Source organism: Halorubrum sp. C191, from assembly GCF_002727095.1.
Classification (GTDB): Archaea; Halobacteriota; Halobacteria; order Halobacteriales; family Haloferacaceae; genus Halorubrum; species Halorubrum ezzemoulense.
In genome coordinates, this window is the sequence record NZ_NHNZ01000099.1 from 63,760 (window position 1) to 81,352 (window position 17,593).

The following is a 17,593-nucleotide window of genomic DNA, read 5'->3' on the forward strand; positions in this document are numbered from 1 at the left end:
CCGTTCCCACGACTCCGCCGTATTCAAATACGCGCGCGCAGACCAACGCGTATGGAGCAGATCGACGACCAGTACGCGCCCGCGGACGTCGAGACCGCGGTCGACGAGTACTGGGACGACCACGACGCCTACGAGGCGGCGAAGGAGGCGCACGCCGACGATCCGCCGTTCTTCTTCGTGGACGGCCCGCCGTACACCTCCGGGCAGATGCACCTCGGGACCGCCTGGAACAAGACGCTGAAAGACGCCGTCATCCGGTACAAGCGGATGACCGGCCACCGCGTCACCGACCGCCCGGGATACGACATGCACGGGCTCCCGATCGAGGTGAAAGTCGAGGAGGAGCTCGGCTTCGAGAACAAGCGGGACATCGAGGAGTACGGCATGGAGCCGTTCATCGAGAAGTGTAAGGAGTTCGCCCTGGAGAACCGGGCGGCGATGGACGAGGACTTCAAATCCATCGGCGCGTGGATGGACTGGGACGACCCGTACGAGACCATCTCGCCGGAGTACATGGAGGCCGCCTGGTGGGCGTTCTCCGAGGTCGCCGACAACGGGCTCGTCGAGCAGGGGAAGCGGTCCATCTCGCAGTGCCCGCGCTGCGAGACCGGGCTCGCCAACAACGAGGTCGAGTACGAGGACGTCGAGGACCCCTCCATCTACGTGAAGTTCCCGCTCGCCGACCGCGAGGGGAGCCTCGTCATCTGGACGACGACGCCGTGGACCATCCCCGCGAACACCTTCGTCGCCGTCGACGAGGACCTCACCTACAACGCGGTCCGCGCGGAGAAGGACGGCGAGGAGGAGCTCCTCTACGTCGCCGCCGAGTGCGTCGAGGACGTACTCGGGGAGGGCCGCTACGAGGAGTACGCGGTCGAGGCGGAGCTGACCGGCGACGAACTCGTCGGCTGGGCGTACGACCACCCGCTCGCCGACCACGTTGCCGACTACCCCGACTTCGAGGGCGCCGGACAGGTGTACGCGGCCGACTACGTGGAGGCCGACCGCACCGGCCTGGTCCACTCCGCGCCGGGCCACGGTGAAGAGGACTTCCACCGCGGCACCGAACTCGGGCTCGACATCCACTGTCCCGTCGGTCCGAACGGCGAGTTCGAGGCGGCGGCGGGCGAGTACGCCGGCCAGTTCGTGCGCGACGCGAACGACGACATCATCGAGGACCTCGTCGCCGACGGCCACATGCTCGCGCACGGCACCGTCGACCACAGCTACGGCCACTGCTGGCGCTGTGACACCGGGATCATCCAGCTGGTCACCGACCAGTGGTTCATCTCGATCACGGACGTGAAAGACGACCTCCTCGACAACATGGAGGAGTCGGAGTGGCACCCCGACTGGGCCCGGGACAACCGGTTCCGCGACTTCATCGAGGACGCGCCCGACTGGAACGTCTCGCGCCAGCGCTACTGGGGCGTCCCGATCCCGATCTGGGTCCCGGAGGACGCCGAGCCGGGGAACCTCGACGAGGACATGATCGTGGTCGGCACCCGCGAGGAGCTCGCCGACCGCGTCGAGGAGGATATCGATCCCGACTCGATCGACCTCCACCGCCCCGCCGTCGACGGCCTCACGATCGTCGAGGACGGGACGACCTACCGCCGCGTCGAAGACGTGTTCGACGTGTGGCTCGACTCCTCGGTCGCCTCGTGGGGCACGCTCGGCTACCCGAGCGACGAGACCGCCCACGAGGAGCTGTGGCCCGCCGACCTCATCATCGAGGCGCACGACCAGACCCGCGGCTGGTTCTGGTCGCAGCTCGGTATGGGGACGGCCGCGGTCGATCAGATCCCCTACGAGGAGGTGCTGATGCACGGCTTCGCCAACGACGAGGACGGCCGAAAGATGTCGAAGTCGGTCGGCAACATCGTCACGCCGGAGGAGGCCATCGAGCGCGCCGGCCGCGACCCGCTCCGCACCTACCTGCTCAGCCACGACCAGCAGGGCGTCGACCTCGCGTTCGAGTGGGACGGGCTCGGCGAGATCCAGGGCAAGCTCAACATCCTCTGGAACGTGTTCCGGTTCCCCCTCGAGTACATGGAGCTCGACGGCTACGACCCGGCCGACGCCGACCTCTCGGACGGCGAGCTCGAACTCGTCGACGAGTGGGTGCTCTCCCGGCTCCAGTCCGTGGAGACGGAGGTCGCCGACGCGTGGGACGACTACCGCGTCAGCGACGCCGTCAACGCCGTCATCGAGTTCGTCACGCAGGACGTCTCGCGGTTCTACGTGAAGGCCGTCCGCGACCGCATGTGGGAGGAGACCGACTCCCCCTCGAAGCGCGGCGCGTACGCCACGCTCGCGACGGTCCTCGACGAGGTGATCCGGCTGCTCGCGCCGATCGCCCCGTACCTCACCGAGCGGATGTACCAGCGGCTCGACGGCGAGGCGACGACGGTCCACGCGCTGTCGTACCCCGAGCCGGACGCGGACCTGCGCGACGACGACCTCGAACGCGACGTGGCGGCCTTCCGCGACATCGAGGAGGCGGCCGCGAACGCGCGCCAGCAGGCTGGCCGCAAGCTCCGCTGGCCCGTGCCGCGCGTCGTCGTCGAGACCGACGACGAGACGGTTGCGGCCGCGGTCGACCGCCTCAAAGCGCTGATCGCTGACCGCGTCAACGCCCGCGACGTGGTCGTCACCGACGCCTTCGACGAACTGGTCGAGACCGCCGAGCCCCAGATGGCCGCCATCGGGCCGGCGTTCGGCGGGGACGCCCAGAAGGTGATGGAGGCGGTTCAGGGCGCGACCCGCGCCGAGGTCGAGGGCGGCGAGGTCGCGGTCGACGGCGAGCCCGTCGACCTCGACGACGAGATGGTCGAATACGTCGCGGAGCCGCCGGAGCACGTCTCCGGGGCCGACTTCGAGGGCGGCACCGTCTACGTCGACACCTCGCTGACGCCCGACATCGAGTCCGAGGGGTACGCCCGCGACGTGATCCGCCGGGTCCAGGAGATGCGCAAGGAACTGGACCTCGACGTTGAGGCGCGGATTCGCGTCGGCGTCGCGGTCGACGACGACCGGGTCGCCGGCTTCGTGGACGAGCACGCCGACCTGATCGCCGGCGAGGTGCGCGCCGACGCGTGGCTCGACGACGCGAGCGACGCCGCCGACGCCGACGGCGGACTCGTCGAAGAGTGGGAGGTCGAAGGCGTCGCGGTCACGATCGGGGTCGAACCGGTCGCGTAACGGCCCCGACGGGCCGCGGCTTTCGCTTAACGCGTCGCGATCCTCGCCCGACGAGTCGGAGCTTTCGTCGACCGATACTGTGGGAACAATTCGCATCCCGAAACCTATAGGTGCGTTCTTTACTCACGGTCGAACATGGATGTCCGGGCGGCTCGCCCCGACGACGCGGAGGACCTGCGAACGGCGGTCTCACGAGCCCGCGAGGAGACGGTGTTCGACGACATCGGCGCGCCACTGCTCGACGTGTCCGCCGCCGGCGTCCGCGAGGCCGCCGCCGAGGCGGAGTGGTCGTTCCTGATGGAACACGACGAGGAGGGGCCCGTCGGGCTCGCCATCGCGCACCCGGATCCCGACGGGACGGAGGCCGAGCTACTGGCGCTGTGGGTTCACCCGAACCGCGCGGGCGAGGGCGTCGCGGCCGAGCTGCTCGCCCGCGTGGGGAGCGCGCTCGCCGACCGCGGGGTGAAAACGCTCCGCGCGACCGTCCCCTCGGACCGCCCCAGCGCCGAGGAGTTCTTCAGCGCGCACGGGTTCGCGCCTCGCGGGACCCGGCGGAGCCCGGCGGGCGACGAATCGATCGTCGTCGCGGACCCCGACGCGCTCACCTGAGAGGCGTCGACAGTCAAAACGAGCCGCTTCTCGGCCGACTCACTTCAGCCGCTCTTGGAGGAACGAGGGGTGGGCCGCGGTGACGCCGTCGACGCCGAGCAGCTTTTCCGAGATGACGTCGCCGAGCTCGTCGCCGTCGCCGGCGCGGACCTCCGCCATCAGCATGTGATCGCCCGAGGAGGTGTACAGCGCCTGAACCTCGTCGAGCGACTTCAGATCCCGCGTGGCCTCCACGTACCGCCCCGAGTCGACATCCATGCCGACCATGGCGATCGACTGCGAAGAGAGCTTCTTCGGGTCGACCTCCGCGGAGTAGCCGACGATCACGCCGCGCTCCTCGAGGCGGTCGATGTACTTCCGCACCGTCGGTTTCGAGACGTCGGCTCGCTCGGCGATCTCCCCGCAGGACGCCTGTGCGTCCTCTTCTAACACGGAAAGGATCCGTTCCTCTGTCGATACAGTACTCATATGAGTACGTTTGTCACCAATGAAAAAAGACCTTGCGAATCAAAAAACGAACTCGCCGCGTCGTGAACGGCCGCCGGTCGGCTCAGGCGTGTTTGTCGAGGAACATGTCGTGGGAGCGTTCCCACTCGTAGTCGTCGTCCCAGTAGCGCTCGGCGAGCGGCTCCTCGGGCATCTCGCCGATCGAGCGCTTCTCCTCTCCGTAGGAGGGGCGGTCCTCGTCGACGTAGAAGCGGCCGGTGAGCACCTCGCCCTCGTAGAGGGCTTCCTCGGTCGTCCGCATCATCTCCTGGGCCTCGACGCGGTCCGTCATGTCGAACTCGTAGTCGTCGGAGTCGTTGACGTCGATGTACGGGACGTACTGGCGCGCGTCCTTGTTCCACGTCGGGCACTGCGTGAGGAAGTCGACGTGCGCGAACCCGTCGTGTTCGATCGCCTCGGCGATGATCTCCTTCGCCTGGTTCGGGTTCACTGCCGCCGTGCGGGCGACGTAGGAGGCGCCGGCGTTCAGCGACATCGAGAGCGGTTTGATCGGCTCCTTGGCGCTCCCGTGAGGCTGCGTCTTCGACTTGTGGCCCTTCGGGCTCGTCGGGGAGGTCTGCCCCTTCGTGAGCCCGAAGATCTCATTGTTGAACACGATGTACGTCATGTCGTGGTTCTCCCGGGCCGTGTGGATGAAGTGGTTCCCGCCGATCCCGTAGCCGTCGCCGTCGCCGCCGGCGGCGATCACTTCGAGGTCGGGGTTCGCGAGCTTCGCGGCGCGGGCCACGGGCAGCGAGCGCCCGTGGATCGTGTGGAACCCGTACGTGTCGAGGTAGCTGTTCAGCTTGCCCGAACAGCCGATCCCGGTACACAGCAGGGTCTCCTCGGGCGTGCGCCCGACCTCCGGCAGCGCCTGCTTGAGCGCCTTCAGGACGCTGAAGTCACCGCAGCCCGGACACCAGGTCGGCTGCGGCTCGACGCCGGGGGTGTACTCGTCGCGGTCGATCTCTCGCTCCTCTCCGATTGCTGAAAACGTGCTCATTGCTTAGTCACCTGCGGCTGGGACGAAGGTGGTCTGATGGCCGGGCGCGTCGCCGTCGCCCTCGACGATCGCGGTCTCGAACCCGTCGACGATCTCCGCCGGCTCGAACGGGTTCCCGTTGTACTTCAGCAGGCTCGACAGCTTCTCGCCGTACTGGCCCAGGTTCTTCTGGACGAGCCCGCGGAACTGTCCCGAGGCGGTCATCTCCACGACCAGCACCTCGTCGACGCTCTCGATGAACGCCCGGACCTGCTCGGTCGGGAACGGCAGCATGTCCGAGACGCCGTACGACTTCACCGAGACGCCGGCGTCGTTGAGGCGACCGACGGCCTCCTCGACGGTTCCCTGCTGGCTGCCGAACGTGAGGATGCCGTACTCGGCGTCCTCCGGGCCGGCGTACGACCCGGTGTCGACCGTGTCGAGGTCGTCGCGGATCGCCGCCAGCTTCTCGGCCCGCCGGTCGATCTGCGCGACCCGGTTGTCCGGGGACTCGCTGATGTGGCCGGTCGGGTCGTGCTCGTTGCCGGTCGCGAGGAAGCGACCTCCCTTCTGGCCGGGGATCGACCGCGGGGAGACGCCGTCGTCGACCTCGTGCTGGAAGCGGTGGAACTTCCCGTCGTCGCTGTGGGGCTGCTCCGACAGCGCGTCCTCCGAGAGCGTCTTCCCGAGGTCCGGGTTCGCCTCCCGGTCGAAGTGGCTCTTCGGGACGTTCGTCATCTCACCGCCGAGCTTCTGGTCGTACAGCAGGATCGTCGGGATCTGGTACCCGTAGGCGAGCCGGAAGGCGAGCCGGGACTGCTCGTACGCCTCCTCGACGGTGCCGGGCGCCAGCACGACGCGCTGGGAGTCCCCCTGCGAGGTGTAGAGGACGTGTTCGAGGTCGGACTGCTCCGGCTTCGTCGGCATCCCGGTCGAGGGACCGGCGCGCATGGCCTCGACGAGGACGACGGGCGTCTCCGTCATCTCCGCGAGCCCGAGCGGCTCGGACATCAGCGCGAACCCGCCACCGGAAGAGCCGGACATCGCCTTGACGCCGGCGTGGGACGCGCCGACCGCGAGCGCGGCCGCGGCGATCTCGTCTTCCACCTGCTCGGAGATCCCGCCGAGCTTCGGCAGGTTCTTCGTCATGATGGTGAACACCTCGGTCCACGGTGTCATCGGGTAGCCGGAGATGAACCGGCAGCCCTCGTCGATGGCGCCGTAGGAGATGGCGTCCGACCCGGACATGAGCAGTTGGGTCTCGTCGTGTTCGCCGGTCGGGACCGACACGTCCGGCGCGTCGACGTCGTACTCCTCTTGGACCTGTTCGTAGGCGGTCTCGAGGATCTCGAGGTTCGGGTCGAGGATCTTCTCCGGCATCGCGTCGCGCATCAGGTCCTCGACGTGGTCGAGTTCCATGCCGGTGATCGCGCAGGTCGCGCCGACGCCGGCGGTGTTGCGCATGACCTCGCGACCCATGTCGCGGGCGAGTCCGCGGAGGTCGAGGGGGAATACGTGCCAGTCGTTCTCCTCGGCGCGCTCCTCGAAGTTCGGGATCTCGGAGGCGTCGAGCAGCCCCTCGTCGTAGATGATGACCCCGCCTTCGCGGAGCTCATCCAGGTTCTCCGAGAGCGGCTTGATCTCCTCGTTGCCGTAGACGGCGCCCTCGGACGGGTTCCGAGCGAACGAGTCGCCGAGCGCTAAGAGGAAGTTGTAGCCGTCGCCCCGGGAGTTCACGGGGTCCGCCGACGCGCGGACCTCCGTGTAGGTGTGGCCGCCGCGGATTCGCGACGGGTAGTGCCGATGCGTGAAGACGTTGAGCCCCGATCGCATCAAGGCCTTCGCGAAGTTCTGGCTGGTGGAAGCGATCCCGTCACCGGATCCCCCCGATATCCGCCAGATGAGTTCGTCGTCAGTCATAATGGTATGTGAGCCCGAGTGGGCCTCGTGGCCTGAACTTGTGTTGGTTCCCTCTTATGGCTTGCTATGGAATCCCAAGGGACAATCATGAAGGTCTATTAGGGTGTCAAATGTTCTCGCGCTGCCGAGCCGATTTTCCGCGTTCTTTTCATTCGCCGCGCGCCGACTCCGGGTATGCTCACGTTCATCGGGCTCGGTCTCTGCGACGAGCGCTCCGTCACCGTCGAGGGGCGGGAGGCGCTCCGCGCGGCCGACAGGGTCTTCGCGGAGTTCTACACCAGCCGACTGGTCGGCGCCGACGTCGCTGACCTTGAGGCGCACCACGGCGTCGACGTCGAGGTGCGCGACCGCGCCGGCGTCGAGCAGGACCCGGAGCCGATACTCGCGGCGGCCGAGTCCGGCGACGCCGCGTTCTGTACCGCCGGCGACACGATGATCTCGACCACCCACACCGACCTCCGCCTCCGCGCCGAGGAGCGCGGGATCGACACGCGCGTGATCCACGGCGTGACCGCCCAGTCCGCGGCGTCGAGTCTCACCGGGCTCCAGAACTACCGGTTCGGCAAGGCGACGACGCTCCCGTTCCCGTACGCTCACGGCGGCGACGACGTCCCCGGGAGCGTGGTCGAGACGATCGAGGCGAACCGGGAGCGCGGGCTCCACACCGTCGTCTACCTCGACATCAAGGTGGGAACGGGCCCCGCCGGTCCGGACCCCGACCACGAGGAGTACATGACCGCGGACGTCGCCGCCGGACTGCTGGCCGAGGAGTGGGCGGACGAGCTCGCGGTCGTCGTCGCCCGCGCCGGCTCGCCGGACGCGGTCGTCGCGGCCGACCGTCTGAGCGCGCTCGCCGACCGCGAGTTCGGTGACCCGCTCCACCTGCTCGTGATCCCGGGTGACCTCCATCACGTCGAGGCGGACGCCCTCGTCGGTCTCGCCGGCGCCCCCGAGTCGCTCGTCGACGAGTGAGGCGTCCGCGGTCGCGAGGCGAACGCCCCCGAACCGACCGCACGTTTGATTATTATGTGGGGCGTTGGCACGCACCATGAATGACGTGCCGGTAGATCGACTCATGTCGACCGACCTGACGACTATCGAACGCGGGGCCGCGGCGGCCGACGCGGCGGAGCAGATGCGCGAGTCCGGGGGTAGCTCTCTCCTCGTCCTCGACTCCGACGGGGCCCTCGCCGGGCTGATCACCGCGACGGACTTCGTCGCCCTCGTCCGGGACAACGACCCGAAAGACCGGACGCCGGTCGAGGCGTTCATGACGACCGACGTGGTCACGGTCGGCCGCGAAGACACCGTCGCGGAGCTGGCGGAGCCGACCGCACACGGCTACACCCACCTCCCGGTGACCGACGGCGACGACAGACCGATCGGCATGGTCTCCACGACGGACCTCACGGCGTACCTCTCGCGGCGAGGCTGACGGGTCGGGCGCCGGGACGGCCCGAGGCCGCGTGACGGCGCCGCATCCGAGTCGAGATCGCGTCGCGTTGTGCGTTCCGGAAGAGTAATGAAACATGGTAACACACAGCGCGGTATGGATCTCGACGACAGGACCCGCGTCGCGGACGTGATGTCGACGCCCTTGGAGACGATCGGGGCGGACGCGCCGCTCCGGGAGGCCGCCCGGCGGATGCGCGACGAGAACATCAGTGCGCTCGTCGTGACGACGGGCGGAGGATGTATCCTCACGCAGAGCGACGTCGTCGGAGCGGTCGCCGACGGGAGCGACCCGGAGGCGACGACGGTCCGCGACGTGATGACCGAGGACGTCGAGACGGTGACGCCGGACCTCATGCTGGAGGAGGTCGCCGCGATGATGACCATGTACGGCGTGAAACACCTCCCGGTCGTCGACGACGACTACGTCGGGATGATGTCGTCGACGGACATCGCCGCACACATCTCCTGAGGCCGGTCCGACGGGCTGCCTGACCCACTTCGCCCACCGGACTCAGCGGGCCCTCACAACAGCAACAGCGGCGCCCCCGCGACCACGCCCACGGCGATCAACAGGAGGTTCCACAGGAACACCGGCCTGACCAGCTCGCGCGCGATGCTCGCCGCGAACGCCGTCTTCACCAGGATGCTGGCGGCCGTCCCGGCGACCACGCCCGCGACCGCGGTGTCGACGCCGATCTGTCCGGTCCCGAGCAGCGAGACCGCCGTGGTCGTCGAGGTCCCCGACGACACCAGCCCCGCGAGGAAGGAGGTGGCGACGAACCCGCCAGCGCCGAACGTCCGCTCGGCGACCGCGGAGGCGAGCAGCACGAGCAGGAAGAGCGCGCCGAACGTGAGCGCGTTCCCGAGGCTGAACGGCGAGGTGAGCTCCGCCTCCATCGTCGTCCGCCAGTCGCTCCGCCACACGGCGACGCCGATCCCCGCGACCGTGATCGCGCCGAGCGGCGCGCCGACGACGAGCGCCGCCTCGGGGACGAAGACGGCCACGACCGCGGCGTTCCGGAACGCCATGGCGGCGTTGGCGAGCAGGATCGACCCCACCGCGATCTCGCCGAGGTCGGCGCGCCCCTTCGCGCGCTTCGCCATCTCGGCGACGACCGCCGTCGAGTTGACGAGCCCGCCGAAGAACCCAGTCACCGCGTAGCCGCGCCCCTGATACCGCTTCACCAGCACGTAGTTGACGAAGCCGATGGCGCTGACCGCGACCACGAGCGACCAGACGAGCCGCGGCTGGACCGCGTTCCACGGGTCGATCGTCTCGGCGGGGAGGAGGGGGAAGACGACGAACGCGAGGATGGTGAATTCCACCGCGCTGCGCACCTCCTCGCGCGAGAGCCCCCACGCGAACTGGTGGAGCTCCCGTTTCAACACCAAGAGCAGCGACGAGAGCACCGCCACCGTCACCGACTCGATGAACAACTCCTCGGCGACGAGCACCCCGACCCCGTACGTGACGAGCAGCGACGCCGACGTGGTCAGCGAGAGCCCGTCGACCTCGGCCTCGACGAAGCTCCGGACCGCCAGTAACACCGCGCTGGCGACCACCAGCACGCCGCCGACGACGAGCAGCCCGGGCTCGTCGACGAGCGAGAACACCGCCGCCGCGAGGCTGACGAGCGCGAACGTCCGGATCCCCGCCGACTTCTGCGACCACTCGCGCTCCAGCCCGAGGAACATGCCGAGCGCGGTCGCTAACGCCAGCTTCGCGACGTTCGTCTCGAGGTAGACGAACGGGTCGACCCCGCCTATCACCGCCGCCCACCTCCGCGCGACCGCGCTCTCGGACCGGCGCCCGACGGTCCGTCTCGCGCCCTCGTAGTCATGACCGACCGTTCCGGCCCGCTACGTCTATAGCTTGCTATATAGTAATCTATAGTATCTCCAAAGCGGGGCCGTCGCGGACCCGCCGCCCTATCGGTTCGTCGGTTCGCGCGGCAGGTCGAGCGCCTCGGTCAGGTCGTGCTCCTCGCCGGTGATGAGGTAGAGCACGTCCTCCAAGATGACCGCGAGCTCGGGTAGCTCGCGCACCGCGAGGAAGGTGATCGCGATGAGCGCCACGACCGCCAGCAGCTGGCTCATGATCCGGTCGGAGATGAGGAACGACACCCGGTACGGGTCGGTCGCGCCGAACATCGTCATCACCAGGTCCGGGTACCAGTGCATGTACTGGTTGCCAGACACCACCGAAATGAACGTCGTCCGGAAGATGTTCAGGACGTAAATGAGCGGGATCGACACCGCGAGCGCGCGGAGCTTCCGCGCGAGCGGCGCCTCGACGGCGGCGACGAGGCCGCCGAAGATGGCCATACTCCCCAGCCCCGTACACGCCAGTACGATGTGGATGATGACGGTGTGGCCGTCGTCCAGCGTCCACGAGTACGCCGCCTCGTACCCCTCCCTGCTCGTCACCGCCTCCGGCGCGTACCCGAGCAGGTCGATGAGCGCACCGGTCTGCGTCGCCACGACCTCGATGAGGATCCGGCGGGGCTCCGGGACCGCGACCCCGCCGACGGTGAACGCCGGGATCGTCTCGAACGGGAGGTAGATGAAGAGCATGATCGCGATGGCCCGCGTGAGCGTGAAAAGCGACGCGCGCCCGTCGTAGAGGAGATACCCCGCGTACACGCTGGCGGGGAAGCCGACGAGCGCGAGGATCGACTCGACGTAGCTCTGGTGTTCGAACGCGAAGTACGGCACCGTCGACAGCCAGAAGAGCCCGAACAGCGCCCACGTCCCGGCCGCGAGCGCGCGACCGGCGGCCAGCCCGCGCTCGTCGAGCAGCCACGCCGTCGCGAAGAGGATCGCGACGATCCACGCGAACGTGAACGTGTCGGGAATCACGCTCAACACCGCCGGCGCGCCGTGGCCGAACATATCGCTACGGTCCGTCGTCGTCGAATAAAGCCCTTGTCGTTGCGTGCGATCCCGGCGTCAGACGGTCGGGTCGGCTCGCGCTTCCTCGTCCGCCGCCGCGCCGATCGGCCGGCCGGAGGCCTTACCGTTCCTCGCTGTCGAGGACGCGGATCTGGTCGCCGCGGACCGTCACCGGAATCGGGACGGTCGCCTCGTACAGCTCGACGGTCACCTGGTCTTTCCCCTCGTCGATCCGCTGGACGCGCGCCTTCTCGCCCTTGAACGGGCCGGCGATCAGCTCGACGATGTCGCCCTCGGCGATCCCCTCCACGTCCGGGGTCGGCGAGAGGAAGTGCTCGACCTCGGAGAAGGGGCTCTCGGCCGGGCCGTCGCCGCCCTGAATGACGCCGCGGGCGTGCGGGATCTCGTCGAGAATCCGGCCGAACGCGGCCCCGTCGGTCGCCTCGACCATCACGTAGCTCGTGAGCTGGTCGGGGGCGATGACGGCCTGGATCTCGGGCGTCTCCTTCTCGGCGAGCATGTCGGCGACGGTGCGTTCCTGGCTCGCCGTCGTCTTGACCGAGTAGATCGGCATTACGCGCCGACCCCCGGGAGGAGGCTCATGATCGCGAACATCAGGAAGCCGATGAACCCGATGAGCAGGATCCCGGCGCCGGCGATCTTCGACACCTGGAGGAACTCGTCGGTGCTCGGCGTGCTCGCCAGCTTCAGCACCCGAATGTAGCTGTTGAGGTCGTACGGAACGTCCATGTTACCAGCAAATTCGAGACGAGACGGTTTTTACCTTTTGATGCGGCTCGGGACGGGGCGACTACTCCACGTAGTCGATGTCCTCGACGTCGGCGGAAGCGGCGCCGCCCTCCGGCGGTTCGCCGTTGCTCCCGTAGATCTGCGGCGACTCGACGCCGGTGACGACGATCATGGTTCGCATCTCGCCTTCGAGCTCGTCGTCGACGGAGGTCCCCCAGATGATCCGGGCGTCGGGGTCGATCCGGTCGTATATCTCCTCGACGACGCCCTCCGCCTCCTCGATGGACATGTCGGTGCCGCCGGTGACGTTCACCAGCGCGGAGTTCGCGCCCGAGATGTCGACGTCGAGCAGCGGCGAGCGCAGCGCGGACTTCACCGAGTCTTGCGCCTTCGAGTCGGAGTCCGACTCGCCGAGGCCGATCATCGCGACGCCGCCCTTCTCCATGACCGTGCGAACGTCGGCGAAGTCGAGGTTGACGAGCCCGGGCATCGTGATGAGCTCCGTGATCCCCTTCACCGAGCGCATCAGCACCTCGTCGGACACCTTGAACGCCTGCCGGACGGGGAGCTTCCCGACCGCGTCGAGCAGGCGGTCGTTGGGGACGACGATGACCGTGTCGCTCACGTCGCGGAGGCGTTCGAGGCCGGCCTCGGCGTTCGTGCGTCGGACCTCGCCCTCGGCCGTGAACGGGGTCGTGACGATGGCGATGGTGAGCGCGCCAGACTCGCGGGCCGCCTTCGCGACCACCGGCGCCGAGCCGGTCCCGGTGCCGCCGCCGAGCCCGGCGGTGACGAACACCATGTCGGAGCCGTCGATGGCGTCTTGGATCTCCTCTTGGGACTCGATGGCGGCCTCCTCGCCCACCTGCGGGAGGGAGCCCGCGCCGCGCCCCTGCGTCTTTTGTTGGCCCATGAGGATCTTCGTGTCGGCCTCGATGTTGACGAGGTGCTGGACGTCTGTGTTGGCGGCGACCAGCTTCGCGCCGTGGATCCCCTCCTCAGTCATGCGGTTGACCGTGTTGCCGCCGGCGCCCCCGCAGCCGACGACCGTGATGTTCGTCTGGAGGTCTTGGAGGACGTCCTGTAACTCGTCGTCGGTCATCGTCCCGGTCTGTGGCGGCGCGCCGGCGCTCCCTCCGGCGGCGCTCTCGCCGGCTCCCCCGGCGTCCTCTGCGGGGGCCTCTTCGGCTTCGTCGATGGCGTCCTCAACGATGGAGTCCATTATGTGGTGTCGTTGCGACCCGGACGTATTTATTTTTGCCCGATCGTCTGACGCAGGTCGGACGCCGAAATCTCCGGCGTTCGCGGCCGACCCGAGCGAGTACGGCTAACGCGGTCGATCCGCCGGCCGCACGGGCTTTTATAAATTATTTGAGGGCGTCGCCGTCGATCGGGAACCGCTCCGTCCGCGCTCGCGACACGTCGTCGGGTTCGACGGTCGCGCCGTCGACCTCGACCGCCTCCCCGTCGGCGAGCCGGCCGAACGCCGGCCCCTCCGGTACGCCTCGTTCGGCCGCCAGCGACGGGTCGAACGCGGTCTCGCGGGCGACCACCGCGTTCCGGTCGGCCGCCACCTCGACCGCGTCGTACCCGGTCTCCAACACCGCCGCCAACCCGTCCACGAGGTCCGCGTACCCCGGCGTCTCCGGAGTCGTCGCGAACGCGACCCGCCCCGCCGCGCGGGTGCCGCCTTGTTCCGTGTCGAACGCGACGGCGACGCGCTCGACCGCCTCCCGCGTCGCGGCGGCGTCGAGCCCCTGCGCCCGCGAGCATAGGTCCGCCGGAAGGTCGCGGACCCGGACCGCTGCCCCGTCGCCGCCGGTGCCGTCCGCCCGGTCGCCACCGGCGTCTTCCGCCTCGGTCCCCGCCGTTTCGGGGACTTCGTCGGCGACCGCGCCGAACCGCAACCCCTCGTCGACCGGTCCGATCGCCGCCTCCAGCCGCTCGACGAGCGGGATCGGAGCATCGCCGACCTCGCGGACCCACGTCTCGCTCACGACCCGGTGACCGAGGTCCTCGACCACCGCGGCGAGGTCGGGGCGGTCACCGTCGATCACGGCCCGGTCGGCGCGGCTCCGCTCGAAGGCGGCGTCGATCACGTCGCAGTTCGCCTCGGGCGCGCCGAGGTCGGCGAGCGCCCAGTCGGCGCCGACGTGCCCAACCGCCCACTCGGTCTCGCGGACGATACGGGTGAACCGCGGCGCGTAGTGGCCGCCGCCGAAGCCGACGACGTGACGGGGGCGCGGCGCGGTCGCGGCGTCGGCGACGCCCTCGCCGACTACGTCCGCGCCGGTCCCGCGCAGGTCGAGGACTGCCCGCGCGACCGCCGCGGCCGCCTCGGGGTCCTCCCACTGCGGCTCGTCGGAGCCGAGTTCGACGAACAGCGACGGCACGGAGACGCCCGTCGGCCCGTGGTGGGTACACTCGATGCCGACCTCGTACCCCTCCGGGGCATGTCGCGCGAGCGCCTCGACGGCGCGCTTCTCCGCGCCCGGCGCGGCCCGTGCCAGCGACTCGGGGTCGCCCCCGTACTTCGCCTCGCCGAAGTTCCCGGTGACGTGCGCGGTCAGGAGTTCGCCCGTCTCCCCCGAGTGTCTGGAGACGAACGCGAGGAACTCGGGGTCGCAGTCGAACGCGGCGGCCGGGTCCGACAGGCGGATGTGGAGGTCGTCGAACTCGCGGAGCTCGAACCCCGCCGCCCGGTAGTACGTTGCGCCCCCGTCGGCGTCGGGGCGCGACTCGTCCTCGCGCGCCTCCCAGTCGCCGACCTCGAGCAGCCGCTCGCCGATGTGCGCCGAGGCGCTGTCGGCCCGGCTGACGACGATCGCTATCACGACGCCGACTCGGTCGCCCGCGACGGAATAGCCGTCGGTTCTGCTCCGACTCCGCGGGGGCGCGTCGACCGGGGTCCGGCCGTCCGCGCTACGGGAGCAACAGATAGACGAAGGCCCCGTATCCGACGGTGAGGACCGCGCCGTCGACGCGGGTGATCCGCTCGCTGTACGCCATGATGCCGACGATGACGGCCGTGAACGCGAGCAGCGCGGGGAACTCGAAGCCGCGAACGCCCGGGGCGACGCCGATGGGCGTCACGACGGCCACGATGCCGATGACGGCGAGGATGTTGTAGATGTTCGAGCCGACGACGTTGCCGACGCTGAACTCCGCCTCGCCGCGCACCGCGGCCACGACGCTGGCCGCCAGCTCCGGCAGCGACGTGCCGAGCGCCAGCACGGTGAGTCCGATGAAGATGTCCGAGAAGCCGGCGGCCGCCAGCAGCGACTCGCTGCCGTCGATCAGCCACCGCGAGCCGAGGACGAGCGCCGCGATCCCGGCGACGACCATCGCGATGTCGCGGGCCCTCGCGTCCGGCATCTCGTCCCGCTCGCTGTCGGTGATCGCCGACTGGTTCTCCCGGACGCGTCGCAGCACCGCGGCGGTGAACGCCACGAGCGTCCCGAGCAGCACGACGCCGTCGAGGAACCCGATCCGCCCGTCCCAACCGAGGCCGACCAACAGCAGCGCGGCCAGCACCATGAACGGGACGTCACGGCGAAACACCGTGTCGGAGACGTTGAGCGGGCGGATAAGCGCCGACACCCCCAACACGAGCCCGATGTTCGCGATGTTCGAGCCCACGATCGCGCCGAGTCCGATGTCCGTCGACACCGTGACGGCGCCGAGCAGGGAGACGAAAAGCTCCGGGGCCGTCGTCGCGAACGCCACGACGGTGACGCCGACCGTCGACGCCTTCAGCCCCACGGCGAGCGCGAGGTCCCTCGCCCCCGCGACGAGCAGTTCGGCGCCGGCGTACAGGAGGGCGACGCCGACGGCGATCAACAGCAGTTCGAGGAGTGGCGACCCGGGCAGCACGGCTCCCGGTTCGCAACGGCGTTTCAAAAGGGTCGTGATCCGCGACCGCCCGAGGTGGCGGCCGCTACCGTTTCGCTACGAGGCGGGTCTCGGCCGCCCCTTCGATCGGTTCAGGCGTGTCCCGCCCGGAACTCGCCGTGTTTCACGCCGATCGCGAACGCGAGCCCGCCGAAGACGAGCATCGACGGGACGACCATCATCAGGGTCGTCTGGAGGGGCATCATCTCCGCGCCGATGAGGCCGCCGGCGCCGACCGCGACGATCAGTACGAGGATCGCTGCCGCGCGTGGAAGGTCGAATTCCATGGTTTCGGTACGTCGCGAGCGATGCTAAACGTTCGGTCTCCGCGACGGGATCACGCCTCGATGATCTCGTCGTCCTCGCCGCCGGGGATCCGGATCTCACCGTCGAGCGCGACCGTCGCCCGGCCGCCGACGCGGACGCCGTCCGCCTCTACTCGCACGCGCACGCGGCCCGGTCGGTCGAGGAAGTGGCCCTGCTCGAAGCGGAGCTCGTCCGGCTCGTCCCCGTCGAAGGCGTCGACGTGACGGAGGTATCCGCCGACCGCTCCGCTCGCGGTGCCCGTGACCGGGTCTTCGGAGATCCCCAGTGAGGGCACGAACGCCCGACCGTGGGCCGTCGAGTCGGCGTCGAGCGCGTCGAAGGAAAACGCGTACACGCCGGCGACGTCGAACTCCTCGGAGAGGCGCTCGACGGCCGCGTCGTCCGGGTCGGCCTCGCCGAGCCGCTCCAAGAAGTTCACTGGGACGACAAGGAACGGGAGGCCCGTGGACGCGACCGCGGCGGGGAGGTCCGCGCCGACGTCGCGGAGCGCGGCGGGGTCGACGCCGAGCGCGGCCGCGACCCGGTCGAGATCGACGTCGACGACCTCGACGCTCGGCGCCTGCTGTCGCATCCACACGGTGCCGTCGTCGTCGACCGCGACGCTGAGGTCGCCGACGTTCGTGCGGAGCGTGCGCTCGCCGCCGTCGATCGCTCCCTCGGCGAACAGGGCGCCGTAGATCGCGATCGTGGCGTGCCCGCAGAGGTCGACCTCCGTGGTCGGCGAGAAGTACCGGAGCCGGTCGTCGGCCGCGCCGTCGGCCCCGGTCAGGAAGGCCGTCTCCGAGGCGCCGAGCTCGGCGGCGACGGCGGCCAGCTGTTCGTCGCTCAGCCCCTCTGCGTCGGGGACGACGCCGGCGGCGTTCCCGGCCAGCGGCTCCGCGGCGAACGCGTCGACGAGCAGCGCGCGTCGGGTCTCCATGTCGAACCCCTCCGAGGTCGCGAACAAAAAGCCTCCCGAGGCGCTCCGAGGCGGACGGGGTCCTTCCCGAGCGGAGCGGCGACGCCAGTGCGCGGTCGTCGCGGGTCCAGGGTCGTCGCGGGTCCGGGGCCGTCGCGGACGCCCGGTCGTTACCGACA

Annotated in this window: 17 protein-coding genes; 5 read left to right on the forward strand and 12 right to left on the reverse strand. The window is 69.4% G+C overall.

Annotated features, from left to right (window positions below):
• Positions 1-51 precede the first annotated feature (51 nt).
• On the forward strand, positions 52-3,204 hold the full coding sequence (gene ileS, locus Z052_RS09460; RefSeq protein WP_094520394.1) for an isoleucine--tRNA ligase: 3,153 nt from the start codon (positions 52-54) through the stop codon (positions 3,202-3,204).
• 135 nt (positions 3,205-3,339) lie between these two features.
• Positions 3,340-3,813 carry an N-acetyltransferase gene (locus tag Z052_RS09465; protein ID WP_049931147.1) on the forward strand — a complete coding sequence of 158 codons (474 nt, stop codon included), beginning with the start codon at positions 3,340-3,342 and terminating at the stop codon, positions 3,811-3,813.
• A 39-nt stretch (positions 3,814-3,852) separates the two neighbouring features.
• Here the strand turns inward: Z052_RS09465 and lrpA1 are convergent, their stop codons facing one another.
• The 3 genes from lrpA1 to Z052_RS09480 all read right to left on the reverse strand — a co-directional run bounded on the left by lrpA1 (position 3,853) and on the right by Z052_RS09480 (position 7,201).
• Positions 3,853-4,281, reverse strand: coding sequence for an HTH-type transcriptional regulator LrpA1 (lrpA1, locus tag Z052_RS09470; protein ID WP_049931146.1), 429 nt, complete (start codon positions 4,279-4,281; stop codon positions 3,853-3,855).
• Between the two features lie 82 nt (positions 4,282-4,363).
• Positions 4,364-5,302, reverse strand: a complete 939-nt coding sequence (locus Z052_RS09475) for a thiamine pyrophosphate-dependent enzyme (RefSeq protein WP_049931144.1) — start codon at positions 5,300-5,302, stop codon at positions 4,364-4,366.
• A 3-nt stretch (positions 5,303-5,305) separates the two neighbouring features.
• Entirely contained in the window at positions 5,306-7,201 is a 1,896-nt protein-coding gene (locus Z052_RS09480) for a 2-oxoacid:acceptor oxidoreductase subunit alpha (protein ID WP_049931142.1), read from the reverse strand.
• 174 nt (positions 7,202-7,375) lie between these two features.
• Between Z052_RS09480 and dph5 the strand changes: the two genes are divergently transcribed.
• The 3 genes from dph5 (at position 7,376) to Z052_RS09495 (ending at position 9,125) form a co-directional block, all read left to right on the forward strand.
• Positions 7,376-8,173, forward strand: coding sequence for a diphthine synthase (gene dph5, locus Z052_RS09485; RefSeq protein WP_086216107.1), 798 nt, complete (start codon positions 7,376-7,378; stop codon positions 8,171-8,173).
• 76 nt (positions 8,174-8,249) lie between these two features.
• The gene (locus tag Z052_RS09490; protein WP_049931137.1) at positions 8,250-8,636 is read left to right on the forward strand and encodes a CBS domain-containing protein; all 387 of its coding nucleotides are present in this window, start codon (positions 8,250-8,252) and stop codon (positions 8,634-8,636) included.
• Positions 8,637-8,750: 114 nt separating this feature from the next.
• Positions 8,751-9,125 (forward strand): CBS domain-containing protein, encoded by a 375-nt coding sequence (locus tag Z052_RS09495; RefSeq protein WP_086220484.1) that lies wholly within the window; start codon positions 8,751-8,753, stop codon positions 9,123-9,125.
• Positions 9,126-9,178: 53 nt separating this feature from the next.
• Here the strand turns inward: Z052_RS09495 and Z052_RS09500 are convergent, their stop codons facing one another.
• From Z052_RS09500 to Z052_RS09540, 9 genes are all read right to left on the reverse strand, one after another.
• Positions 9,179-10,426, reverse strand: coding sequence for an MgtC/SapB family protein (locus tag Z052_RS09500; RefSeq protein WP_049931132.1), 1,248 nt, complete (start codon positions 10,424-10,426; stop codon positions 9,179-9,181).
• 159 nt (positions 10,427-10,585) lie between these two features.
• Positions 10,586-11,548: an archaeosortase A gene (artA, locus tag Z052_RS09505; protein WP_049931130.1), complete on the reverse strand. Its 963-nt coding sequence runs from the start codon at positions 11,546-11,548 to the stop codon at positions 10,586-10,588.
• Positions 11,549-11,669: 121 nt separating this feature from the next.
• Positions 11,670-12,122: a transcription elongation factor Spt5 gene (locus Z052_RS09510; RefSeq protein WP_049931127.1), complete on the reverse strand. Its 453-nt coding sequence runs from the start codon at positions 12,120-12,122 to the stop codon at positions 11,670-11,672.
• On the reverse strand, positions 12,122-12,298 hold the full coding sequence (locus Z052_RS09515; protein ID WP_006628863.1) for a protein translocase SEC61 complex subunit gamma: 177 nt from the start codon (positions 12,296-12,298) through the stop codon (positions 12,122-12,124). The genes Z052_RS09510 and Z052_RS09515 overlap by 1 nt, the downstream gene beginning before the upstream one ends.
• Positions 12,299-12,359: 61 nt before the next feature.
• Complete coding sequence (ftsZ, locus tag Z052_RS09520; protein WP_004598343.1) at positions 12,360-13,520, reverse strand: cell division protein FtsZ; 1,161 nt, start codon at positions 13,518-13,520, stop codon at positions 12,360-12,362.
• A gap of 145 nt (positions 13,521-13,665) precedes the next feature.
• Positions 13,666-15,132 (reverse strand): D-aminoacyl-tRNA deacylase, encoded by a 1,467-nt coding sequence (locus Z052_RS09525; RefSeq protein WP_094520397.1) that lies wholly within the window; start codon positions 15,130-15,132, stop codon positions 13,666-13,668.
• A gap of 88 nt (positions 15,133-15,220) precedes the next feature.
• Positions 15,221-16,171 (reverse strand): calcium/sodium antiporter, encoded by a 951-nt coding sequence (locus Z052_RS09530; RefSeq protein ID WP_086216104.1) that lies wholly within the window; start codon positions 16,169-16,171, stop codon positions 15,221-15,223.
• Positions 16,172-16,281: 110 nt separating this feature from the next.
• The gene (locus tag Z052_RS09535) at positions 16,282-16,476 is read right to left on the reverse strand and encodes a hypothetical protein (RefSeq protein ID WP_049931121.1); all 195 of its coding nucleotides are present in this window, start codon (positions 16,474-16,476) and stop codon (positions 16,282-16,284) included.
• Positions 16,477-16,526: 50 nt separating this feature from the next.
• Positions 16,527-17,435 carry a PhzF family phenazine biosynthesis protein gene (locus Z052_RS09540; protein WP_086220495.1) on the reverse strand — a complete coding sequence of 303 codons (909 nt, stop codon included), beginning with the start codon at positions 17,433-17,435 and terminating at the stop codon, positions 16,527-16,529.
• Positions 17,436-17,593 lie beyond the last annotated feature (158 nt).